The sequence below is a fragment of the Halomonas sp. NyZ770 genome (assembly GCF_020616575.1).
GTDB classification, from domain to species: domain Bacteria; phylum Pseudomonadota; class Gammaproteobacteria; order Pseudomonadales; family Halomonadaceae; genus Vreelandella; species Vreelandella hamiltonii.
In genome coordinates this window covers 1,414,465-1,437,886 of the sequence record NZ_CP085143.1, presented here as the reverse complement: position 1 = coordinate 1,437,886, position 23,422 = coordinate 1,414,465, and the positions used below count along the sequence as shown (strand labels likewise).

The 23,422-nt window shown below is 61.9% G+C and carries 24 protein-coding genes; 11 read left to right on the top strand and 13 right to left on the bottom strand.

What is annotated here, in order from left to right:
• Nucleotides 1-14 precede the first annotated feature (14 nt).
• The gene (locus LG409_RS06535; protein ID WP_039177635.1) at nt 15-830 is read left to right on the top strand and encodes a substrate-binding domain-containing protein; all 816 of its coding nucleotides are present in this window, start codon (nt 15-17) and stop codon (nt 828-830) included.
• Nucleotides 831-894: 64 nt separating this feature from the next.
• Here LG409_RS06535 and LG409_RS06530 read toward each other — a convergent pair whose 3' ends face one another.
• The 8 genes from LG409_RS06530 to LG409_RS06495 form a co-directional block, all read right to left on the bottom strand.
• Nucleotides 895-2,481, bottom strand: a complete 1,587-nt coding sequence (locus tag LG409_RS06530) for an ABC transporter substrate-binding protein (protein WP_096923203.1) — start codon at nt 2,479-2,481, stop codon at nt 895-897.
• A gap of 36 nt (nt 2,482-2,517) precedes the next feature.
• The gene (locus LG409_RS06525; protein ID WP_227407873.1) at nt 2,518-3,420 is read right to left on the bottom strand and encodes a homocysteine S-methyltransferase family protein; all 903 of its coding nucleotides are present in this window, start codon (nt 3,418-3,420) and stop codon (nt 2,518-2,520) included.
• Nucleotides 3,421-3,608: 188 nt separating this feature from the next.
• A complete protein-coding gene (gene cysN, locus LG409_RS06520) occupies nt 3,609-5,054 on the bottom strand; it encodes a sulfate adenylyltransferase subunit CysN (protein ID WP_016913404.1) in 1,446 nt (481 codons plus the stop codon).
• Complete coding sequence (gene cysD / locus LG409_RS06515; protein ID WP_039177641.1) at nt 5,054-6,010, bottom strand: sulfate adenylyltransferase subunit CysD; 957 nt, start codon at nt 6,008-6,010, stop codon at nt 5,054-5,056. The genes cysN and cysD overlap by 1 nt, the downstream gene beginning before the upstream one ends.
• Before the next feature lie 195 nt (nt 6,011-6,205).
• Nucleotides 6,206-6,940 (bottom strand): metallophosphoesterase, encoded by a 735-nt coding sequence (locus LG409_RS06510; protein WP_081136917.1) that lies wholly within the window; start codon nt 6,938-6,940, stop codon nt 6,206-6,208.
• Nucleotides 6,940-7,386, bottom strand: a complete 447-nt coding sequence (locus LG409_RS06505; RefSeq protein WP_227407872.1) for a DUF1249 domain-containing protein — start codon at nt 7,384-7,386, stop codon at nt 6,940-6,942. Before LG409_RS06505 ends, LG409_RS06510 begins: the two co-directional genes overlap by 1 nt.
• 9 nt (nt 7,387-7,395) lie before the next feature.
• Nucleotides 7,396-8,043, bottom strand: a complete 648-nt coding sequence (locus LG409_RS06500) for an NUDIX domain-containing protein (protein ID WP_227407871.1) — start codon at nt 8,041-8,043, stop codon at nt 7,396-7,398.
• Nucleotides 8,044-8,133: 90 nt separating this feature from the next.
• Nucleotides 8,134-8,778, bottom strand: a complete 645-nt coding sequence (locus tag LG409_RS06495) for a TRAP transporter TatT component family protein (RefSeq protein WP_144983456.1) — start codon at nt 8,776-8,778, stop codon at nt 8,134-8,136.
• Between the two features lie 225 nt (nt 8,779-9,003).
• Here LG409_RS06495 and greB point away from each other — a divergent pair, with 225 nt between their 5' ends.
• Entirely contained in the window at nt 9,004-9,549 is a 546-nt protein-coding gene (gene greB, locus LG409_RS06490) for a transcription elongation factor GreB (RefSeq protein WP_096923208.1), read from the top strand.
• 14 nt (nt 9,550-9,563) lie between these two features.
• Here the strand turns inward: greB and LG409_RS06485 are convergent, their stop codons facing one another.
• Genes LG409_RS06485 through LG409_RS06470 form a run of 4 tightly spaced genes read right to left on the bottom strand, consistent with a single transcriptional unit; the run spans nt 9,564 to nt 13,729 of the window.
• On the bottom strand, nt 9,564-10,307 hold the full coding sequence (locus tag LG409_RS06485; RefSeq protein WP_227407870.1) for an SIMPL domain-containing protein: 744 nt from the start codon (nt 10,305-10,307) through the stop codon (nt 9,564-9,566).
• 50 nt (nt 10,308-10,357) lie between these two features.
• Entirely contained in the window at nt 10,358-11,347 is a 990-nt protein-coding gene (locus tag LG409_RS06480; protein ID WP_227407869.1) for a class I SAM-dependent methyltransferase, read from the bottom strand.
• Entirely contained in the window at nt 11,344-12,162 is an 819-nt protein-coding gene (locus LG409_RS06475; protein ID WP_189462910.1) for a methyltransferase domain-containing protein, read from the bottom strand. Before LG409_RS06475 ends, LG409_RS06480 begins: the two co-directional genes overlap by 4 nt.
• A 49-nt stretch (nt 12,163-12,211) precedes the next feature.
• On the bottom strand, nt 12,212-13,729 hold the full coding sequence (locus tag LG409_RS06470) for an amidase (protein ID WP_144983407.1): 1,518 nt from the start codon (nt 13,727-13,729) through the stop codon (nt 12,212-12,214).
• A gap of 134 nt (nt 13,730-13,863) precedes the next feature.
• Here LG409_RS06470 and LG409_RS06465 point away from each other — a divergent pair, with 134 nt between their 5' ends.
• The 4 genes from LG409_RS06465 to LG409_RS06450 are packed head-to-tail and all read left to right on the top strand — an operon-like array spanning nt 13,864 to nt 17,625.
• Nucleotides 13,864-14,964, top strand: coding sequence for a LacI family DNA-binding transcriptional regulator (locus LG409_RS06465; protein ID WP_227407868.1), 1,101 nt, complete (start codon nt 13,864-13,866; stop codon nt 14,962-14,964).
• A 7-nt stretch (nt 14,965-14,971) separates the two neighbouring features.
• Nucleotides 14,972-15,940 carry a sugar kinase gene (locus tag LG409_RS06460; RefSeq protein WP_227407867.1) on the top strand — a complete coding sequence of 323 codons (969 nt, stop codon included), beginning with the start codon at nt 14,972-14,974 and terminating at the stop codon, nt 15,938-15,940.
• Nucleotides 15,941-15,973: 33 nt separating this feature from the next.
• Nucleotides 15,974-16,948, top strand: coding sequence for a 2-hydroxyacid dehydrogenase (locus tag LG409_RS06455; protein ID WP_144983401.1), 975 nt, complete (start codon nt 15,974-15,976; stop codon nt 16,946-16,948).
• Nucleotides 16,945-17,625, top strand: coding sequence for an HAD family hydrolase (locus tag LG409_RS06450; RefSeq protein WP_227407866.1), 681 nt, complete (start codon nt 16,945-16,947; stop codon nt 17,623-17,625). Before LG409_RS06455 ends, LG409_RS06450 begins: the two co-directional genes overlap by 4 nt.
• Nucleotides 17,626-17,634: 9 nt before the next feature.
• On the opposite strand, the gene LG409_RS06445 is transcribed toward LG409_RS06450, so the two are convergent.
• Nucleotides 17,635-18,846: an amino acid deaminase gene (locus LG409_RS06445; protein ID WP_227407865.1), complete on the bottom strand. Its 1,212-nt coding sequence runs from the start codon at nt 18,844-18,846 to the stop codon at nt 17,635-17,637.
• A 119-nt stretch (nt 18,847-18,965) separates the two neighbouring features.
• On the opposite strand from LG409_RS06445, the gene LG409_RS06440 reads away from it, so the two are divergent.
• From LG409_RS06440 to LG409_RS06420, 5 genes are all read left to right on the top strand, one after another.
• Nucleotides 18,966-19,829, top strand: coding sequence for a MurR/RpiR family transcriptional regulator (locus LG409_RS06440; protein ID WP_039177687.1), 864 nt, complete (start codon nt 18,966-18,968; stop codon nt 19,827-19,829).
• A 1-nt stretch (nt 19,830) separates the two neighbouring features.
• Nucleotides 19,831-20,073: an amidohydrolase family protein gene (locus LG409_RS06435; RefSeq protein ID WP_227407864.1), complete on the top strand. Its 243-nt coding sequence runs from the start codon at nt 19,831-19,833 to the stop codon at nt 20,071-20,073.
• 3 nt (nt 20,074-20,076) lie between these two features.
• Nucleotides 20,077-21,315, top strand: a complete 1,239-nt coding sequence (locus LG409_RS06430) for an N-acyl-D-amino-acid deacylase family protein (protein ID WP_227407863.1) — start codon at nt 20,077-20,079, stop codon at nt 21,313-21,315.
• Entirely contained in the window at nt 21,312-21,704 is a 393-nt protein-coding gene (locus LG409_RS06425) for a RidA family protein (RefSeq protein ID WP_039177691.1), read from the top strand. Before LG409_RS06430 ends, LG409_RS06425 begins: the two co-directional genes overlap by 4 nt.
• Before the next feature lie 146 nt (nt 21,705-21,850).
• Complete coding sequence (locus LG409_RS06420; protein ID WP_039177695.1) at nt 21,851-23,350, top strand: sodium:solute symporter family protein; 1,500 nt, start codon at nt 21,851-21,853, stop codon at nt 23,348-23,350.
• Nucleotides 23,351-23,422: the final 72 nt, after the last annotated feature.

Sequence of the window (23,422 nt, the reverse complement as noted above, 5' to 3'; positions counted from 1 at the left end):
AAAGGAGCAGGACCGTGAACAAGACCACTACCCTCGTTACCGCCAGCCTATGCACCACGGCACTGGCCTGGAGCGCCTCGCTGCTGGCCAATGATGACTACATTACCCTGGCTTCCACCACCTCTACCGAGAACTCGGGCCTGTTTGGGGCCATTCTGCCGGTCTTTACGGAAGCGACAGGGATCGATGTGCGCGTGGTGGCCGTCGGCACCGGTCAAGCCTTCGAAATCGCTCGTCGTGGCGATGCCGATAGCCTGCTGGTTCACGATACCGCAGGCGAAGAGCAGTTCGTTGCCGATGGCTACGCCACCGAGCGGCTGGATGTGATGTACAACGACTTCGTGATCGTGGGACCCAGCGATGACCCCGCCAACATCGCCGACAGTGACAGCGTCAGTGATGCTTTGGCGCGGATCGCCGACAGCGAGTCGCCCTTCGCCTCACGGGGTGACGACAGCGGCACTCACCGCGCCGAGCTGCGCCTTTGGGAAGATGCGGGCGTCACACCGCAAGGAGATTGGTACCGTGAACTGGGCAGCGGCATGGGGCCGACCCTGAATACCGCCGCAGGCATGAACGCCTACAGCTTCACCGACCGCGCCACCTGGGTGGCCTTTGAAAACCCGCAGGACCTGACCCTGCTGTTCGAGGGCGACGAAGCGCTGTTCAACCAATACGGTTCGCTGCTGCTGTCACAGGAGCAGCACCCTCACCTGAAACATGAGCTGGCGGGCCAATGGCACGAGTGGCTGGTGTCCGACGAAGGCCAGCAAGCGATTGCCGACTTCAAGGTCAACGACCAGCAGCTGTTCTTCCCCAACGCGGAATAACCCAAACAGGCGCGCCCCCACTGACGTGGGGGCGCACTGGCGACACGGCGAGATTTGACGGGCGCTAGCCCACCAGCCACATCTTCTCGACGGAGCGGGTCGCTACTTCTCCCGGCACGTCCACATACCCACGCACATTCGCACTCGTCGCGGAAATGGAATCCATGTACAGCGGCGCGACGGTGCTGCCTTCCTGTTGATACAGCACCTGAATATCGTGGTACATCTGGCGACGGGTGGCTTCGTCCTGTTCGCCACGGGCGGCGATGATCAGTTGATCCAGCTGCTCGTTGGCCCAACGCGACTCGTTCCAGGGCGCATTGGAGAGGTTGACCATCGACAGGTAGGCATCGGCCGTGGGACGGCTGGACCAGCCCGAGGCACAGAACTCATGCTGACGCCACACTTCCGACCAGTAACCATCCGCCGGTACACGGTTGATCTCCAGCGGAATGCCCGCCCGCTGGGCCGACTGCTGATACAGCTCTGCCGCCGACACCGCCCCTTCGAAAGTCGCCCCATCGGCCACGCTCAAGCGAATGGGCCGCTCTACCCCTGCCTTGCGCCAGTGGTGCAGTGCCTTGTCCGGGTCGAAGGCATGACTGGGCAGGTCGGTGGTGAAGTAAGCGTTGCTGGGGAACAGCGGCGAATCGTTGCCCACCTGCCCATACCCCTGCACCAGCATCTTGAGCAGCTGTTCACGGTCCAGCGCGTGCTTCATGGCCAGCCGCACGTCCAGGTTATCGAAGGGCGCGCGATCGGCCAATCCCGGGAAGGTGACCTGGAAACTGCCCGAGTTACGGTTGATCTGCACCGACGAGGCGCTCTCCAGGCGACTGACGATACTGGGCGTGACGCGGTTGATGAAGTGGACCGAGCCGCTCATCAGGGCCGCCACACGGGCCGATGCGTCGTTGAAGGCGCGGGTTTCCACGCTATCCACGAAGGCACGATCGCTTTTCCAGTAGTTGTCGTTGCGCCTGACCAGCGTGCGCACGCCCGGCTCGAAGCGTTCCAGCACGAACGGTCCGGTGCCGATACCGTCATCGAAATTGGCGCCTTCGGGCGTGATCGCAAAGTTCACCTCGCCCAGCAGCGAAGGCAGGTCCATGTTGGGTCCCGTCAGCGTGATATGCACCTCACGCTCACCGTGGGCTGCCACTTCCGCGACCTGCTCCATGTACCCCTTGACCGCCGAGGGAGAGTCCTCGGCCCGGTGATGGTTCAGCGAGTAGACCACATCCGCCGCCGTCAGGGTCTTGCCGTTGTGGAACGTCACCCCTTGGCGCAACTGAAAGACCCACTGCACCGCATCCTGGGTATCCCAGGATTCAGCCAAACCCGGCGCCAGCGAGCCGTCGTCGTTCAGCTCGGTCAAGGTATTAAACAGCTGACGACCAATGTGGTACATGTACTGCTCGAAATAGTAGGCCGGGTCTAGACGATCACTGCTGGACGCGTTGTCGATGGCCAGAATCAAGTGCCCACCGCGCTGAGGCACGGCGGCGTCCTGTGCGCTTGCCCAGCGGGGCAGCACCAGCCCCCCGACCGCACTGGCGCTTACCGAAAGCGCCGCCGTATGCTGCAAGAACTGACGTCGTGTAAGCCCTGCCGATGCAGGCCGACCCGCCTGCCATTGGTCATTCGCCATGTCGATTGCTCATCTGCAATGCACTTGCGTGCAAGTTTAAACGCTCTGGCGCAGGGCCTGCGCCAGCTGTTGAATATGCTCTGGGCCAATGCCGCAACAGCCGCCAATCAGGCTGGCGCCCGCCGCCTGCCAGCGCTGGGCAAACGCGGCATACGCCTCTGGCCCCAGGTCATCACGCATGTCGCTGACCCCGGAGTTGGCCGCCATGCGATTGCTCTGAGGAACGAAGCTATTGGCGTAAACGCCCAACCGCAGCGAAGCGCCCTGCTCTGCGACGGCAGCCGTCGCCTGGCGTAGCGCTTCCTCCATCACCTCGGCCTGACTGCAGTTGAACAGTAGCGCCTCGCCCTGGGCGGCCAGAACGGCGTTCACGGCGGTGGCAATGGACTCGCCCGAGCGCAGCTCGCAGGGCAAAGCGCCGTGTTCATCGGCATCTTTCAAGGTGAAAGAGAACCACCTTGGCCGCGTGTCGTCGTCCAGCGCCTGGGCCACCGCAGCGGCTTCTTCGGTAGCGCCCAAGGTCTCGGCCAGCCAGACATCCACATAAGGCGCCTGCCCTTCGATCAGCGTCTTCAGCAGCGCCGGGGCGCGCTGTGCATCGAACAACTCCGGCTGATAAGAGCCAAACAGCGGCGGCAAGGAACCCGCCACCACCACCGGCTGTGGCTGATTGGCAGTGCTCTCACGGGCCAGCTTGCCTGCCAGAGTGGCCAGCTCCAGGCCACGCTCTTCGAAGCACTCTTCGCCAATGTGAAAGGGCACCACGGCATAGGCATTGGTGGTAATCACTTCTGCCCCGGCCTGGATGAACGCCTGGTGCGCCTGGGTCACGCACTCGGGGGCTTCCATCAGCGCCAGCGCCGACCACTCCGGTTGACGAAATGGCGCGCCCAAACGTTTCAACTCACGCCCCAGGCCACCGTCCAGTAGGGTTAACATCGACCTTCACTCCTTGGTGTCTCGATTCAGCCATCATTAAGACTTCATCTATCATTAAAAACAGCGGCAACCCACCCGCTGTCTCCATATAGAAAACCTGCTGCAGCGTCTCGCGCCAACAGCAGGTCCAGTGTGCGTTGCCAACGGCTAAGCGTCTACTCGGTTATCTCGATAACGTCATCAAGCCGTTAGCGCAGAAGGTCACGGATGTCCTTCGCGCCCCAGTGCGGAAAATGCTTGCGCACCAGGGCGTTCAGGTCACGTTCGAAGGCGGCCCAGTCGGTGGTGCCGGCCTGCTCACGGGCATCCGCGACCCGCCGAATCATACCGGCGCCCACGGTCACGTTGCTCAGCCGGTCGATGATGATGAAACTGCCCGTGCCGGGGCTGGTACGGTAGTCGTCCACCGGAATCGATGCCGTCAGTTCCACTTCACAGCGAGCAATGGCGTTCAGCCCCAGGCGCTGGGTCGGGTGTTTCTCCAGCGTGTTGACGTCCACCTGATACTCGATGGCGCTGATCTGGCCCGCCAGATCACGAGTGGCCAGCTTGATATCGTAGAGCTTGCCCGGCTCCAGGGGCTCTTCGTGCATCCAGACCACATCGGCGTTGAACACGTTGGAAAGCGGCACCTGGGCTTCGGCGCTGACCAGCCAATCGCCACGGGAGATATCGATCTCGTCTTCCAGAGTCACGGTGATGGCCTGACCGGGGTAAGCAGCGTCGAGATCCCCGTCGAAAGTGACGATGCGCGCCACGCGAGAGGTCTTGCCCGACGGCAGCGCCTTCACCTCTTGGCCTGGGCGCAGCACACCGGCCGCCAGGGTGCCGCAATAGCCTCGGAAGTCCAGGTTGGGGCGATTGACGTACTGCACCGGCAGGCGCAGGTCGCTCAGGTTCTGGTCACGGGTGACTTCGACGTTTTCCAGCAGCTCGATCAGGGTCTTGCCTTCGTAGCCTTCACTGCCCGCCGCAAAGTACCAGGGCGTGTGCTCGCTGGCGTTGACCACGTTGTCGCCATTGAGCGCCGACATCGGCACGAAGCGAATATCCGGGGCCTGCAAGTTGGCCGCAAAAGCGCGGTACTCCGCCACGATCTCGTTGAAGCGTGCCTCCGAGAAGCCCACCAGGTCCATCTTGTTGACCGCGATGACCAGATGCTGAATGCCCAGCAGGTCGGCAATGAAGCTGTGCCGACGGGTTTGGGTCTGCACACCGTAGCGCGCGTCGATCAGGATGATCGCCAGGCTGGCAGTGGAAGCGCCCGTGGCCATGTTGCGCGTGTACTGCTCGTGCCCCGGCGTATCGGCAATGATGAACTTGCGCTTGTCGGTGGAGAAAAAGCGGTACGCCACGTCGATGGTAATGCCCTGCTCGCGCTCCGATTGCAGGCCGTCTACCAACAGGGCGAGGTCCACCGTATCACCGGTGGTGCCACTGGTCTTGGAAGCCTTGGTGATCGCGGCGAGCTGATCTTCGAAGATCATCTTGGAGTCGTGGAGCAGCCGTCCGATGAGCGTGGACTTGCCGTCGTCGACGCTGCCGCAGGTGATGAAACGCAGCAGATCCTTGTTTTCGTGCTCGTGCAGGTATTGCTCGATGTTATCGGCAATCAACGTTGATTGGTGCGCCATTAGAAATACCCCTCACGCTTTTTCTTCTCCATGGAACCGGCCTGATCGTGATCGATGGCGCGGCCACTGCGCTCGCTGGTCTTGGTCAGCAGCATCTCCTGAATGATCTCCGGTAGCGTGGCGGCGGTGGACTCCACCGCCCCCGTCAGCGGGTAGCAGCCCAGGGTTCTGAAACGCACCCACTTCTCTTCCGGCACTTCGCCCTCGGCCAGCGGCAGGCGCTCGTCGTCCACCATGATCTGCATGCCGTCGCGCTGCACTACCGGACGCTTGGCGGAGTAGTACAACGGCACGATGGGAATCGACTCCAGATAGATGTACTGCCAGATATCCAGCTCGGTCCAGTTGGAAAGCGGGAACACGCGAATCGATTCGCCCTTGTTGATCTTGGCGTTATAGACGCTCCACAGCTCCGGACGCTGATTTTTCGGGTCCCAGCGGTGGTACTTGTCGCGGAAGGAGTAGACGCGCTCCTTGGCACGGGAGGCTTCCTCGTCGCGCCGCGCGCCGCCAAAGGCAGCATCGAAACCGTGCTTGCTCAGGGCCTGCTTGAGGGCCTGGGTCTTCATGATATCGGTGTACTTGGCACTGCCGTGGTCGAAGGGGTTGATGTTGGCAGCGCGACCCTCTTCGTTGGTGTGCACGATCAGCTCCATGCCCGCCTCTTCCGCCATGCGATTGCGGAAAGCGATCATTTCGCGGAACTTCCAGGTGGTATCGATATGCATCAGCGGGAACGGCGGCGTGCCGGGGTAGAAGGCCTTCCGCGCCAGATGCAGCATCACCGAGGAGTCCTTGCCGATGGAGTACATCATCACCGGGTTGCTGAACTCGGCTGCCACTTCCCGGATGATATGGATCGACTCGGCTTCGAGCTGCTTCAGGTGGGTCAATCGAGCGGCATCCGGTGCGATGGGCACCTGTTGCGTCGCCGACGGCGCAGAAAACTGGTTCATTACCTACTCCCTCACAAAACGGTGCTTGCTTTTATCGAGACGGCTTTTCAAGGAAGCCTGTGCAAACATGGTGTGCCGCCCGGCGCGTATGAATCGCAAGGCGGGCATTTGTGGGTAGGGTAACGCCAGGTCAATAATAACCCAAAAGAATTAATAACTATCTTTTTATATCTTTATCAACTAAACAGAAAAGCATCAGAGGTCGATACGCTCGACCCAGGTCTGCCACTCCTCCCCGTGCAACTCCACCACGCGATAACCCGGCCGCGACGCTTCATCCACCGCAAAGGTTTCCGCTCCGGGCAGAAACTGATCTGACGTGGCGGGGCAACCATAAGTGCCTATCGCCGAGCCCGCCAGCGGCTGATGCTGGGCAAAGGCCTGATGGGCATGCCCAAACAGAATGATCTTGACCTGGGGGTAAGCGCTCAACAGCTGCCAGAACGCATCGCGGTCCTGCAAGCCAATCGCATCCATCCAGGCCGCCCCGACATCCACCGGCGGGTGGTGCATGACGATAGCCACCGGCCGCTCGTCCTGCTCCAGCCGTTCGGCCAGGGCGGTGAGTTTGGTCGCTCCCAGCTCGCCATGGGGCTTGCCCGGCACATGGGTATCCAGCAGCAACAGGCGCCACTGTTCCAGGTCGACTTCATCCAGCATCGGGCGTTCTGCGGCCATCAGCTCGGGCTGGTCGTGGTTGCCCGGTATCCAGAACCAGGGGCACGGCAGGCGGTTCAAGGCCTCGCAGGCGTGAACGTAAGACGCGCTGGTTTCATCCTGGCTGACGTCACCACTCACCACCACCACGTCCGGGCGTTCGGCCACCACGGCGTCCAGCACGGCTTCGAACTGCTGCCAGGGAATGGCCGCCCGAGAGCGTGCCTGCTTGTCGGCGTGCAGATGCGCATCGGTAATCTGTATCAACCGCATCAGGGTAGCTCCGGCAAATCGACGACATGACCATGGGCCAGCCCATGGGCCAACCACTCTCCTAAAAAGCAGTTCAACTGCAGCTTTTCATCCGGTTGATGCATGCGCGCATTGGGGTAGCGATAGCGTCCGCTGAAATGACGCTCGCGCTGAAAGTCGATGACTTCCGCCATGCGCACATCATGGTAAAGGTGCACGCGCATGCGCGGCCCTTCAATGACCGCATCCAGCGGGCCACGCTGGGAGATCTCCACCAGCGTGGTGTAAGGGGCCTGCTGAAGAATGGCCAGCTTGAGGTCGCCAAAGTGCTGGTTATCACCGCGCAAGGCGATATCGCGCCGCTGGCCGCTCTGCAGGTCACCCACCAGGCGCACCAGGCGCAGATAGTTGGCGCTGCACTCCCCTTGCAGGGTTTTCAAATCGGTTACGTAGGCGGCTCTTGCCATGATGGCTCCTTACCGGGTGTTGGCCTCGGCGGCTGACACGGCAGCGCGCTGGGAAGCCGCCCGCAGCGATGCCCGCTGCCCGGCCAACCAGTGCATGCCGATCAAACACATGGCGTTGTCGAGTCGGCCCTGCTCCAGGAGTTCCCAGGCGGCGGGAAAAGAGACGACATGAACACGGATGTCTTCATTCTCGTCCTCGACACCATGCACGCCTCCCACGCCCTGGCTATCGACCAGCCCGCAAAATAGCGTGACCCGCTCGTTGCAGGCGCCAGGGCTTGGGTAGTAGGTATGCAATCGGGTCAGTTGGCCCACCTGGCAACCGGCTTCCTCCTGGGCCTCACGGCGCGCCACGTTTTCCAGGGTCTCGTCCTTGTCGACGAGGCCAGCCACCAGTTCCAACTTCCAGGGGGAGTGAGGGTCGTCGATGGCGCCGGCGCGAAACTGCTCAATGAGGATCAGCGCATCGCGCTCGGGGTCATACAACAGCACACCCACCGCATCGTGGCGGTTGTGCACTTCTCGGCGCATGGTGGCGCTCCAGCCGCCCTCGAAAAGTCGATGACGCAGCTCTAGCGCTTCCAGGCGAAAAAACCCCTTGTAAAGGGTGTCACGCGTGATGAGTTCCACATCGTCGCGATTGAGTGTGGGGCCCATGCGGCACTCCCGGTGAACATGATCGTACCATTATCAATGCTGGCCACCGGGAATGCCAATCGGATCATCAACCGCGTGATTTGACGGCCATTACAGCTCGCGCAGCAGCGCCTCGGCATCACGGCGAAGGGCTTCGTCGGAACGCTGGCGACTCTCCCGCGCCGTGCCGTTCACGGCTCGCTGAGCATGCTCCCGCGCCGCCTGGGTGTTGCCCTCTTCTTTCAGGAAAGCGGCATAGTAGTAGTTCACATCGATACCGTCCGGGCGAATTTCCAGCGCCCGCTGGAACATCCGCTCAGCGGTGGCGCTATTGCCAAACCCCAGCGGGCGCCCCGGGGCGCGATCATACAGCGCCCCCAGGGTCACATACGCAGAGCCATTGCCCCCCATGGGGTCGATCTCTACGGCGCGTTCCAGCACCGTGCGCGCATCACCGGCGGTACCCAGCGCCCCCAACCCACCCCGCTCTCGAGCATAGGAAGCCAGCACGATGCCTTGCCATACCAGCACCTCGGCCTCGTTGGGGTTCTGCTGGGCCAGTCGCTCCGCCTCGCCCGCCAATGCCCTCAGGGTCGACTCGCGCTGGTTGGCGGGCATCTCGGTCACCGTATGCTCCCAGCGGTTCTTCAAGGAGAACAGCTCGCTTTCGAAGGCCGACGCGCTCAGCGGCGACAGTACCAGGGCACCGCCCAACGCCGCCGCCATGAAGAGTCTAGAAAATGGAATTGCACGCATGAAAAACTCCTGCTTGTTGTTATGAAGTATGAGGAATGAGCCATGAAGAATGAGTCATGACTGTTGAGTTATCACTATCGAATTAGACCTGCCCAAAGCATGGCGATATCTCGTCCACACTGACAATGTAACGAACGTTTGAATGATTCGCCAGGGAATCACCGCTTTGTTGCCCCGTACCTTGGTAGCGTAAGCTAGGCACTTTTCCGGGAAGGTAACGACACCATGAAAGGCCGCAACATGACGCGCTGGCGCGATCCGGCAAAAGACCCGCGCCAGGCACCCAAGAGCAACCTGATTACCGCCGAGGGCGCGGCCCGCCTGCGGGGCATTCTGGACCACCTTTCCCGCGTCAAGCGCCCTGAGCTGTCGGCCAAGGTAGGGGAAGCCGCCGCGCTGGGGGACCGCAGTGAGAACGCCGACTACACCTACAACAAGAAAGAGTTGAACCGGGTCATCGCCCGCATCCGCTATCTGACCCAGCGGCTGGACGAACTACAGGTAGTGGACAGGCTGCCCGCCAACACCGACAAGGTGTTTTTCGGCGCGTTCGTGAGCCTGGAAGACGACGCGGGGGAAGCCCTGCATATCCGCCTGGTGGGCCATGACGAAATCGACACCCGGAAGCACTGGATCAGTGTCGATGCCCCCATGGCCAAGGCGCTGCTGGGCAAGGAAGTGGACGACGAGATCACGGTGATCACGCCCAACGGCGAGGCGTTCTACACCATTACCGACATTCGCTATGCCGGTGCCTCACCCAGCGCCTGAGCCAGCCACGGCTGTCATTCCAAGGCATAATCCACGGTGGTGACCACGCGGATGCGTTTGATGTGCGGCGTGTAGCTATCCAGGTCGTCGATGGAAAAATAGCCCTGCGTGGCTTGGCGTATGCCCCCCACGGCACTGCCGGAATCTTCGGCAAACTGTTGTGCTGCATTGCGCGCATCGGCGGTGGCTTCGGCAATCATCTCGGGCTTGATGGCGTCCAGCGCCGTAAACAGAAACTCGGTGCGGTACTCATAGGTGGGCGACAGTAGCACGCCCTGACGAACCAACGCCGTTGCCTGGGGCACCGCCTCTCGGACCCCCTCCACGTCATTGGTGCGCAGCAGCAGTGTCGCTTCGGCACGATAACGATCGTCCGGGCGGTCACTGCCATAGGCAAAGCTGAACTGGTCAGTGATACGTGGCGGCGTCACGCTTACCTCTGCCATATCGAAACCACGCTCGCTCAGAAAGCGCCGAATCAACTGCTCATGACGGGAAAGCTGCTGCTCCAGCTCGGCCAGGGTATTGGCACTGACGCTATAGTTGAGCGGCCACAGTACACGGTCGGCAGTCACCTCCCGCTCCGCTAGACCGCGCACCGTCACGCTGCGTGACGACTGCTGCCAGACCTCGGCGGCGCCTTTCAAATAGCTGCCTCCCCACACCAGCCCAAGCGCCAGCAAACCGCCCAGCACGAAAGCACCCCCAATGATCGAGACACTCGCCACGTTTGACGTACTGCGTTCGCTGCCTGCCATCCTGGTCACCTCCGCTATCGATCCACACGAGTGAGACTGCTACAGGTTTATCATAGCTGCCCGCGATACACCCGGAAACGCCGATTGTCGGCCAGCGTCTCGAAGCTTCCAAACGCACGCTCCAGCCGCTCGGGATAAGGCAGGAAGGCGTTGGCCACCAGCACCAGTTGGCCTTTGGGGGTCAGGTGCTGACGCGCTTCGTCGATGAGTCGCGCACTCGGTCCGTAGCTGATCTCGCGCTCCTGGTGAAACGGTGGATTGCTGACGATCAGGTCGAAGCGCGCATCGCCCAGCGCACGGTAGACATCGCTTTCGCACACGCTGCCCGTCAGCTGGTTGGCCGCCAGGGTCTGGCGACACGCCTCGACGGCAAAAGCGTTGACGTCCACCGCTGTCACCGTATGGCCACGGCTGGCCAGCCAGGCGCTGATGATGCCGTCACCACAGCCCATGTCCAGCACGCTCATCGGGCGCCTGGGCAGGTGCGCTTCCAGGGTGTCGAGGAGTAGCAAGGTTCCTTCGTCGACCTTGCCATGGCCAAACACACTAGGGTGGCTCACCAGCGTCATGCCCAGCGCTTCGAAGCGCTGCCACTCATCTGGCTGCTCGGGCAGCGCCACAGTGCGGCTGGCAAACAGTGAACAGCGGCGTGCGTTGTCCAGCTTGTCACACCCCATGCCCAGCGCTGCCAGCAGCTTCGGCACACGCTTGATCCCGCCCTGGTGCTCCCCCACGATCTCGAAAGGCGTGTTCTCGGGGAGCCATTGGCACAGCCAGCGCAGCCACCACGTGCCCAAGGCATGCGCCTTGGGCCAGAACAGCACCACGCGGCCAGCGGGCTCTGCATTCATGGGCGCCAGCGGGCTACTGGCCAGCTTTCCAGCATCCTGCCACTGCTGGCGCAGCGCCACATCGCCACTGATCATGGCGGTAGAGCGTTCCACCAGCCAGCCGTCGGCAGGCGGGGCGATTGGCAGCAGTTGAGCCGCAGGGCCATGGTAACGTTCGAGAAGTTGGCTGGCGGGCAGTTGAGCGCTCATGCATCGGCCTCGGGTTTGGTGAAGGTGTAAAGTAGATAGCGGCCCAGCCGCCAATGGGGCTCCTGGCGGCAGTACTGGCGTTCCAGCGCCATGAGCGCGGCCTGGTCGTCAGCGCTGGCAGGGGCCTGGCGCAGGTAGTCCTGAAAGATACGAATGCCCGCCACGTCGACCATCTCCAGGCCGCAGGTGTCGGCCCAGCCCAGAACTTGCGCGTGGGTCATGGGTGAAATGGGGGTCAAGCGCTGGCGACGCCCCTTGCCTGCCAACTGGTCGCCCAGCGCCTTGTTCAAGTTGCCCTTCACCACGTTGGAGAAGCGCAGCGCATCGCGGTTGAACACCATCAGGCTCAGCTGGCCACCGGGAGCCAGCAGGCTGGCCAGGGTAGCCAGCGCCTGGGCAGGGTCGCCCAGCCACTCCAGCACCGCATGACAAGTGATCAGCGGCCAGGGCCCGGGGGCTTGAACGGGCAACGCTTGCAGCGGTGCTGCAACGTAGTGCAGCGCGTCGGCATTGAAAGCACCTTCGCTGACCCGCTGGCCATGCCATGCCTGGGCGTGTGCCAACATATCCTGGGAAGGCTCTGCCATGGTCACCGCATGCCCCCGCTCGGCCAGCCAGGCCGATAGCTGTCCCAGGCCGCCGCCTACATCCAGTATCGGCTGGGCGTTCAGGTTCAGCATCTGAGGCAGCAGGTAATCCAGCATGGCCAAGCGCAGCTCTCCACGCGGGGCCTGATACAGCGAGCGGGAAAATTTCTCCGCCAGACCATCGAAATAACGGTCGCCCGCCTCGGTCAGTTCGTAGGATGGGTGCATGCAGCAAGCTCTAGATAGAATCACGGTCGTCGATTGACGGGGGCGTAGTTTACCCTGCCTGAGCTGCAAACGCTTGCCGAGGCAGCCTCGCCTGCCAGTTTTCCTGCTGCTCCAGGGCGGCGGCCAACTGCAGCAACTGGCGGTCTTCCCCCAGCCGCCCAACCACTTGCACCCCCACGGGCAAGCCGCTTTGCGCCACGTGCATCGGCAGCGACATGGCAGGCTGGCCGGTCAGGTTGGCCAACTGGGTAAAGGGCGTACGGCTCAGGGCATCGACGGCCAGTCGCTTCAACAGCCCCGCCTTCAGGGCCAGCGCGGGCAGGCCCGGCACCGCCAGCAGCGCCATCAGCCGTTCGCGCAGGGCCGACGGGTACAGCTCCCCTAACCGAGGCGCGGTGTCTGCGGCCACGGGCAGCACCAGCACATCATTACGCTGATGAAACTGGCTCATCTGCTCGGCGGCCACGTGCCAGTAGCGCTTGGCCGTCTCGTACTCCCAGGCAGAGAGTTTGGCGCCCAGGCGGCCAATGGCTCGGGTAGAAGGCTCCAGAGGCAGGCGGCCGAGCGGCACGCCGGTTTGCTGACTGATCCAGCGCAGGTCTGCCGCCAGGTGGCCCAGATAGAGCGTCAGGTAACTGTCGGCAAGCGCCTCACCGTCGACCGGCGGGTCGCACCACGCTACCGTGTGCCCCATCTCCTCCAGCCGCTGGGCGGTTTTCTCGATGGCCATTTTCACCTCTGGATTCAACCGTGTACCCAAACTGCGCCCAAAAGGCTCCCCCAGAGAGATCGCCACCCGCAAGGGTGGGCAGGGTTTCGACAGCGCCTCCACATAGCCGCGTTCCGCAAGCACCGGGTAAGGGCCCGAAGGCGCCATGCCGTTGACCTCTTCCAGCAGGGCCGCACTGTCACGCACGCTCCGCGTGATCGCATGCTCCACGACCGCCCCCTGCCACACCTCACCATGGGCTGGCGCCAGCGGCACGCGGCCCCTGGAAGGCTTGAACCCGAACAGCCCGCAATAGCTGGCAGGGATACGAATGGAACCGCCGCCATCGCCTGCCAGCGCCAAGGGCACCATGCCCCCGGCCACCGCGGCCGCCGCCCCACCGCTGGAACCACCGGGCGAATAGCCTGCGCACCACGGGTTTTCAGGGTGGGCAAATGCCTTGGGCTCGGTGATGCCCATCAAGCCAAGCTCCGGCGTGGCCGTTTGGCCCACCACCACCAGCCCCGCCCTGCGCGAGCGCTGGATGAACAGCGAGTCCTCGGCAGGCCGCCAGTCGCGTAACGCAGCACTGCCGAATGCCAAGGGCTCCCCTTTGAGCGCCATCAACAAGTCCTTGCTCAAGGTGGGCACACCGGCAAAACAGGCCGAACTTTCTACCTGCTGGCTTTCACGACGCGCCTGCTCGACCCGCATGCGCACCACGGCCTGCAGCGCCGGGTTAGCCTGCTCGATGGCCACCAGCGCGGCCTCCAGCACCTCTTCCCGGCTCACCTGCCCGCCACGAATCAGCGCTGCCAGCCCCGTTGCGTCGTACTGTTGATACTCGTGCACGTGCATCGCCACCCTCCCGGTTTTCTTTCAGCGTAGCAAAGGCTGCTCGGGCATTGGCCACACAGGCATTGCCCACATGTGCCTTGACCATATGGGCATATTGTCTTGGCGATATAAAGGTATTAAGGTGAAACCTTATCATGGGAACGTTCCCATTCACTCATTTGCATCAGGTCGTCGTGCTCATGCTCTCCTCACGCGCAACGCTCATCGAAGTCGCTCGGCTGGCAGGTACGTCCAAAACCAGCGTTTCACGTTTCTTCGGCCCAGAGCGAGACAGGCTGTCTGCCGCCTTGCAGGCGCGTATCGATCAAGCGGCCAAGAGCCTTGGCTACTCCCCCAACCAAATGGCACGGGGCTTGAAAGGCAGCGGATCCAGACTGCTGGGCATGCTGGTCGCCGACATACGCAACCCGTTTTCCGTGGCCATCGTTCATGGAGTAGAGCAAGCGGCACGGGCACAGGGTTACTCGCTGATCGTGTGCAATACCGATAACGACCCCGAGCTGGAAACGCGGCATCTGGCCTCGCTATCGTCCTACCGAGTGGAGGGATTGATCGTCAATGCGGCCGGGCAGCCAGAGCGCGCATTGAAAGCCTGGGCGCACAACGGCATCCCCCTGGCCCTCATCGACCGCGACGTCGCCAACCTGGACGCCGAGACCATCGGCCTCGATAACGCACTGGCCATCGACCTGGCGCTGGAACACCTCATGCAGCGGGGGTATCGCGCGGTACTGTATGTCAGCGAGCCTCCCCAGTTGGCCAGCGCTCGCCAGGAGCGGCTGCAGCGCTTTCGACAACGCGTGACGTCACTGGGCATACAGGGCGAAACCCTGACATCCCTCGACGACCCACAGGCAGCCTCACGGCTGCGCGCCTTCGTTCAACGCCATCGCCAGGCCCCTTGCGCCGTACTATGCGCCAACGGCAACGCCACCCTGGCCATGGTTCGCCATTTCCAGCACCAGGCCATTTCTCTGGGGCCCGTCGGCCTGATCGGTATAGACGAGCTGGAGTGGTGCGCCCTGGTGCCTCCGGGCATCACCACGCTGGCCCAGCCCACCAACGCCATTGGCCAAGCCGCCGTGACCAGCCTGCTGAACCAGATCACACGGTTGACTGGCCCTCGGGCGATAGAGCAACCGGTGCAGTACCGCCATGCGCCCACTCTCATTGCCCGAGGCAGCACTCACCGCCAGGGCCTGCAAACCAACACGACAACCCAAGACAACACGTGAGGCCCCGATGACACGCCCCAAACCCTCCCCCAGCGTTCTTACCTTTGGCGAAGCCATGGCCATGTTCGTGGCAGAGACTCCCGGCGAACTGGCCACCGTGGAGCATTTTCAGCGGCGCCTGGCGGGGGCGGACAACAACGTCGCCATCGGCCTGGCCCGGCTGGGCTTTGACGTGGCCTGGATGAGCCGCGTAGGTAGCGACAGCTTCGGGCAGTTCATTCGCCAGGCACTTGAGGCGGAAGGGGTAGACAGCCGCCATATTCATACCGACCCCAGCCACCCCACCGGCTTGCTGTTCAAGGAGCGTGCCGAGCGCGGGGCAGACCCCAAGGTCACTTACTTCAGGCGAGGCAGTGCTGCCAGCCATCTGTGCATCGAAGACGCCGAAAGCGTCGATATGGCCGCCCTCACCCACCTGCATGCCACCGGCATCACGCCTGCGCTTTCCGAAAGCGCCGCGCAGTTGAGCCGCCATATGATGCAGCAAGCGCGCGCGGCGGGCTCCAGCGTCTCTTTCGACCCCAACCTTCGCCCAACGCTTTGGCCCAGTGATGCCCTGATGCGCGATACCCTCAACGCCTTGGCCGTCCTGGCCGACTGGGTGCTGCCGGGCTTGTCCGAGGGCCGCCTGCTCACCGGGCAAACGTCGCCCGAGGCCATCGCCGACTTCTACCTGGAACGAGGCGTCAAGGCGGTCGTCATCAAGCTGGGCCCAGAAGGCAGTTATTATCGAGGAGTGCTGGGCGGCCAGCTGGAAAGCTTTAGCGTGCCCGGCCAGCCGGTTGCCAACGTGGTCGATACGGTCGGCGCCGGTGACGGCTTTGCCGTCGGTGTGATCAGTGCGCTGCTGGATAGGCTGCCCCCCTTACAGGCACTTCAGCGCGGCAACCTGATCGGTGCTCAGGCGGTGCAAGTGGTTGGCGACATGGAGGGCCTGCCGACCCGCCAGCAGCTCATGCAGCTGGAGCAGCTCTGACACCCCCACCCCATCATGATCACTGGAGAGCACATGAAACCGCGTATCATCGTTTCAGGGCGTCTCAGCCCTGCCCAACTGGCCGAACTGGACGAGCACTTCCAGCTCATTGAGCTGGAAAGCCCATTGGATCTGACTCAGCCCAACGTGCGCGAAGCGCTGCGGGAGGCACAAGGGATCATCGGCTCCAGCCTGCTCATCACCGATGAGCTGCTGGAAGCCTCCCCTGCCCTCAAAGTCATCGCCACCATTTCCGTGGGCTATGACCATCTGCCCGTCGATGAACTGACCCAGCGCGGCATCCTGGTATGCAACACCCCGGATGTGCTGACAGAAACGACGGCAGATACCGGCTTTGCGCTCATCATGGCCACCGCACGCCGAGTGGTGGAACTGGCCAATTGGGTCAAGGCGAATCAGTGGCAACAGAGCCTTGGCCCAGCGCTGTTCGGCAGCGACGTGCACGGCAAAACCTTAGGCATGGTGGGGTTTGGTCGCATCGGCCAGGCAGTGGCCAAGCGCGGCGCCTTAGGCTTTGGAATGCGCATCCTCTACTCCAATGCGTCCCCCAAGCCAGACCTCGAACAGGCGCTGGGCGCCCAGCGGCGTGAGCTGAACGCACTGCTGGCCGAGTCCGATTTCGTGTGTCTGACGGTCCCCTTGACCGCCGACACGGAACACCTCATCGGTGCTGCCGAACTTGCCCGCATGAAGCCCTCGGCCATTCTGGTCAACATTGCCCGCGGCAAGGTGGTCGACGAACCCGCCCTGATCGAAGCGCTGCAACAGGGCGTGATCAAGGCAGCCGGGCTGGACGTGTTTGCGCAAGAGCCTTTGGCCCATGACTCTCCCTTGCTGCAGATGACCAACGTGGTCGCGCTGCCGCATATAGGCTCAGCCACCCATGAAACCCGAGACGCCATGGCGCAACGCGCGGTGGACAATATCCGCATGGCCCTGCAAGGCCAGCGCCCTATCAGCCTGGTCAACGAGGAAGTCTGGAAATGAACACGACTGGCCAATCGGCGGAACATGCCGCCTACTGCTTGTTGTTCGATTGTGACGGCACGCTGGTCGACAGCGAGACGCTGCTCGCTGACGTGATGGGCGACGTTCTGCCGGAATACGGGCTGCCCTTTACGGCCCGGCAATACATGGCGGAGTTTCGCGGAGTACGTTTTCACACCATCGTGCATACCCTGGAGGAGCGCTTTCAAGCGCTGGAAGAAACCCGATTGATACAGCTCGAAGCCGCCATGCGCGCGCGTATGGAAGCACGCATGCAGGCCGAGCTACTGGCCATAGAAGGCATGCCGGATGCGTTGGCCCAACTGGCCCACCACCCCAAGGCGGTGGTATCCAACGGCCCCGAGCGCAAAATCCGCTGCGCCCTGGAGTGCACGCAGCTGACGCACCATTTTGCGGGCAACCTGTTCAGCGCCTATACCCTGAACGTCTGGAAACCCGATCCGCAGCTGTACTTGAAGGCCGCTGCCGCCATGGGCTACGCCCCACAACAGTGTGTGGTCATCGACGATGCCGCCGTAGGCGTGCAGGCCGGCCTGGCGGCAGGCATGCACGTCATCCACCTGAACCACTTCCCGAAAGAAGAGGCCACCCCCGCAGGCGCGATCGGCATTCATCATGCCAGCGAGCTGCCGGAGGTACTGCATAAGCTCGCTTGAAGTGAGCAGTCAGAAACAGGTGTTCATCGTTTCACGGACCGTCAATTGCTCATCCACGAGCAGAAGCTGGCGCCACTTGTCGAACGTCAGGCACGGATGAGAGGCGCCAAAGGAAACGATATCCCCCACCGCAACATCCTGGGCCTCTTCAGGCAAGCGCACGAAGGTGTGCTGATCCATGATCTTGGTGACTTCCCAGCCCGCTACGGAAAGCTGTTGGCCTTGTGTTCCCGATTCCCGGTAACGGCGCAAGGCCAGCGGTAGTTGGTCATGACCAATATCGCGTTTTCCAAGGGCAATGATGGCCAGCCCCGGCTCAGGTAGAGACTGCACTTGAGCGAACACCTCCAACGCTGGCTCAAGCCCTTGCTTTAAATCGGGACGTCGCGCCATGACCGCTGCCTGCGCCTCGTGGTACAAGCCATGATCGTGCACGACATAGCATCCAGGGCGCAAAACCGGGGTAAACCGACCTTGCTGCAGTGGGGCGGAGTGGAACGCCTCTGCAATGAGGTCGTACCAGGCAGACCCCGAGGCCGTCACGATAGGATTGGCGACCGAAAAGAGACCCGCGCGCTCCAGTTCCACAGCGACCTGCACCAGATACTCGGCATAGCGGCGAATACCGCTCTCAGGGTCATCCCCGTGCACGACGCCTTCGTACCCTTCCAACCCCGCCAGCGCAAGGGCCGGTTCATCGGCAATGGCGTTGGCCAACGCAATAATTTGCGCTTGGTGACGGCAACCACAGCGACCACCTTCCACTCCCAACTCGATCAGCACCGAGAGTGTCAGGCCGCGCGATGCAAAGAACTGCCCCAGTTGGCGCACGTTTTCAGGGTGGTCGACCACACAGAAAAACTCGGCCCCCTCCTCCAGCAACGTTGCCACGATCGCCATGTTGGCCTGCCCCACCAGTTGGTTTGCCATCAGCAGACGCTTGATGCCATGCGCAAAGGCCGCTCGGCACTGAGGAGCCGTTGCCAGCGTGATACCCCAGGCACCCGCGGCTATCTGCCGATGGAAAAGAGCAGGTGTCATGGTGGTCTTGCCATGGGGAGCCAGGTGCGCCCCATGGGCTTCGGCAAAGCGCTGCATCCATGCCAGGTTATGAGTCAGTGGACTTTCATGAACGACGGCAGCGGGCAAGCTGACACCTGATAAAAGATTAGGACTCAGTTCGATACCGCCTTTATCGACTGCTAATGCCATCGTGCTCATCGCTTCATCTCCTGCTGAAGAGGTGTCATTCATCGTCAATGTTAGAAATTTTCACACATATTGACTTTAAGTTAAAAACTAACATACTTTTCAAACAAGGCAACCATCAGGAGCCCAAGGTGAGCCAGGAAATAGATATTTTGTCGCGTATGACGACTGACTTCGCCACATTGCGTGACGCTGAAAAAAAAGTCGCTGAGCTGATCTTTGCGGATATCGAATTCGTTACAGAAGCCAGTATCAGCGATATTGCACAGCGCGCAGGGGTCAGTGATGCCAGCGTCACCCGTTTTGCACGGGCAATCGGTTGCTCGAACGTGCGGGATTTAAAAACCCGCCTGACTCGGGCTCTCGCCGCAGGTCGTCGCTTCATTCAGGAAGCGACGCCAGAAGACGGCTCCAGCGTCGTCTATGACATTGCCACCCAGACCCTGGCCCTCAACCGAGACCTGCTTGCCCAGGCAGATGTCACAGGGGCCGTGGAGCGTCTGGATGCAGCCCGCCAGATACTGGTGTTTGGTGCCGGAGGTGGGTCCAGCATTCTGTCGCAAGAGCTGCAGTTTCGCCTGGTACGTCTAGGCTATGCGATTTGCGCCTACCCACAGGCCCTGTTGCCGCGCATGGTGGCTGCCACCCTTGAACCAGACGACGTCGTGGTAGTGCTGTCTGCGACCGGCTATACCCCCGAAATGGTGGAGTCGGCGCAAATTGCCCGCCAGTACGGTGCCACGGTGATTGCCATCACGGCCATGAATTCTCCGCTCGCCGAGATTTCTGACATCGTGCTGCCGGTTACCTCTCGGGAGACCGATTTCATCTATCACCCCTCAGCCTCACGTTACGCCATGCTCGCCGTCATCGACGTGCTGGCATTAGAGCTGGCCATGCGTCATCGCGAACGCTCACGCAGCAAACTGCGCCGCCTGAAGCTAAGCCTGGATGACCACCGTGGCGGCGACAACCGTCAGCCATTGGGAGATTAAAATGGTGTACGACCTGTTGATTCGTGACGCCGACATCCTGGATGGCTCTGGCGCACCGCCCTTCCGTGCCGATATCGCCATTCAAGGCGATCGTATCTGCGCCATCGGCAAGATGCCTGAGGCCAAGGCCCACGCGCTCATCGACGCCCATGGGTGCTATCTGGCGCCGGGGTTCATCGATGTGCATACCCACGACGATACCAACGTGATCCGTACGCCGGAGATGCTGCCCAAGCTCTCCTAGGGAGTGACGACCGTCGTCGTCGGCAATTGCGGCATCAGCGCGAGCCCCGTCGTGCTATCGGGAGAGGTACCCGACCCGATGAACCTGCTTGGGCAGACCGGGGACTTCCGCTATCCCACGTTCGCTGCGTATGCCCAGGCCGTCGACGATGCACGACCCAGCATCAATGTCGCCGCGCTGGTAGGTCACACCAGCCTACGCAGCCAAGTGATGGACAGCTTCGACCGCCCTGCCAGCTCGGCTGAAGTCGCCCAGATGACGTCCCGCTTGCAACAAGCACTCGATGAAGGAGCACTTGGGCTGAGTTCCGGGCTTGCTTACCGAAATGCCATTCATGCACCTACCGCCGAGATGCTGCCTCTGGTAGCTGCGGTAGGCGAAGCGGGCGGCGTTTATACCACGCATCTACGCGATGAATTTGCCGGCCTGCTGGCAGCAATGGACGAAGCCTTCGATACGGCGCGGGAAGGCAAGGTTCCGCTGGTCATTTCGCATCTGAAATGCGCAGGCGCAGGCAACTGGGGGGGCGCTGCGAAAGCCCTGGGCAAACTAGAAACCGCTGCCCGGCATCAGCATGCCCACTGCGATTGCTACCCATATACCGCAGGCTCCTCCACCCTCGACCTGGGCCAGGTGACCGATGAGATCGACATCACCATTACCTGGTCCCAGCCGCATCCAGACCAGGCACGTCGGCCATTGAGAGACATTGCCGCCGAGTGGAGCGTATCACTCATGGACGCCGCAAGACGGCTTCAGCCTGCCGGTGCGGTGTACCACAACATGAACGAGGCGGACATGCAGCAGGTGCTGGCGCACCCGCTCTCCATGGTAGGGTCCGATGGACTCCCCAATGACCCCCACCCGCACCCCCGGCTATGGGGAGCCTTTCCGCGGGTGCTGGCCCATTACAGCCGCGACCTGAACTTGATGTCGCTGGCAGAAGCCGTACGCAAAATGACGAGCCTGTCCGCAGCCAACTTTGGCTTGACGGACCGAGGTGTAGTGCGCGTTGGCGCCTACGCCGATCTGACCCTTTTTGACTTGAACACCCTTGAAGATACGGCAAGTTACGACCACCCCATTGCCGCTGCCAAAGGCATCGAGCTGGTGGTGGTCAATGGCAGGATCGCCTATCGCCAGGGCAACGCCAGTCGGCAGCGCGAAGGGCGGATGCTGCGACGAACCGAGCGTATTTCTCCCTCCACACCGTTAACCACCCAACAGGAGCAAACCCCATGAGCATTACTCGATACGGCACCGAAGGCGGCGTCGGCACGGGCGGCCAAAAGTTGCCCTTCGCCCGCGCGGTCGAAGCAGGCGGCTGGCTATACGTGTCTGGTCAGACGCCCATGACCGATGGCGAAGTGGTCGAAGGCGGCATCATCGAACAGACCCGTCTCGCCTTCGACAACTGCCTGAGCATCATGAAAGAAGCAGGATACGGCGTCGAAGACGTGGTGCATGTCACTACCGTGCTGACCGACGCGCGCTATTTCAGCTCGTTCAACAAGGTCTTCAAGGAAGTGTTTGGCGACAACCCGCCAGCGCGTATCTGCAGCGTTCAGGACCTGGTGGTGGACTGCAAGGTAGAAGTCGACGTGAAGTGTTTCAGAGCGGATCGCGTATGACCCCGGAAGACTAGATGGCACCGCGCCCCGGCAAGGGCGCGGTGCCGAATTACCGCGTGATTAGCATAAAAAAGCCCGCGGCAATTTCCTGCATTGCCTATGTTCGGCCGCGGCAACGGCCGGATAAACAACGATAAGAGGTTACCATGAACAGCCAAATATTCCTTGTCACCTTCGTTCTCTACATCATCGCCATGATCGCGTTCGGATGGTGGGTATCACGCCATAAACGCGGCAGTGGTGATGACTTCCTGCTGGGTGGCCGTAGCGTTCCCCTCTTCCTCACCGTCGGCACCACCGTGGCCACCATGGTCGGTACCGGCTCCAGCATGGGCGCAGTCGGCTTTGGCTATGCCAATGGCTGGGCTGGCGCGCTGTACGGCATTGGCGGTGCTGTCGGGGTACTGTTACTTGCCGTCTGCTTTGCCTCGGTACGCAAGCTGCGCTTCATGACCATGAGTGAGGAGCTGGCTTATTACGTGGGCGCCAACCGCCTCGTGCGTAATATCGTGGCGCTGCTTATCTACATTGCTTGTATCGGCTGGCTGGGCGCGCACATTCTGGGTGGCGGGCTTTATCTCTCCTGGATGGCAGGTATCGACCTCACCACCGCCCGCATCCTGGTTGCGTTAGGCTTCGGTATTTACTGCGTGGTTGGTGGGTACTTTGCGGTCATCTGGACCGACACCATCCAGGCCGTCGTGCTGTTCACCGGGTTTATCGTGATGGCCGTTCTGGCACTCATGGAAGTGGGGGGCTTTTCAGGCCTGACCGCAAGCATGGACGCAGGTGCCGCCAGCTTTTTGGGCATCGGCCAGATTGGCGGGCTTCCAGCGCTGTCGCTGGCGGCGGTCATTGCCATTGGTGTGCTGGCAACGCCCTCTTTTCGACAGCGTATCTACTCCGGCGAGTCGGTTGGCTCGGTACGCCGCTCGTTTCTGATTACGGGCGTCCTCTATCTGGGGTTCTCCATCATCCCCGCCATTATCGGGATGGCCACCCACGCGCTGAACCCTGGGCTGGAAAACAGCAACTACGCCTTTCCCTTTCTGGCAACAGAAATCATGCCCCTAGGGCTAGGCTTGCTGTTGCTGGTGGCGGGGCTATCGGCCACCATGTCGAGCGCAAGCTCGGATGCCATCGCCGGCGTTTCAACCCTGATTCGTGATCTCTACGTACTGGCGACAGGACGTACACCGTCGGCACGCAACGTGGTGCGCTTTTCGCGCATTGCCTTGGTAGCCACCATTGGCTTGGCACTTCTATTTGCCCTCACCTCCGACAATGTCATCACGTATATCACACGGATGATTTCGACCATTCTGTCCGGCCTGTTTGTATGTGCCATGCTGGGGCGCTTCTGGCCGCGCTACAACTGGCAGGGGGCCATAGCGACGCTGGTCAGCGCCTCTCTCACCTCCATGGCCATCATTGCCAACGGCCAGTGGACCGCCTTCTGGGGGAACCCCAGTATTCCCGCCGTACTGGCGGCACTGGCCGTCGGCACCGTGGTCACTCTGCTGACACCGGCGTCCCGGGTTTCATCCGCCGAAGCACTCCGGATTCTCGACCAGGAACGCAAACGCATGGAGCAAATGCCCGAGCCGACATTGACCGGCGCTGAAGTGGCTTCAGCTTCCCGTTGAGGGTTTGCTAGCAGCCATACCTAAAAAAGCCCTACGGCACTTGCTGAACTTCCCCCGCCGTAGGGCTTATGC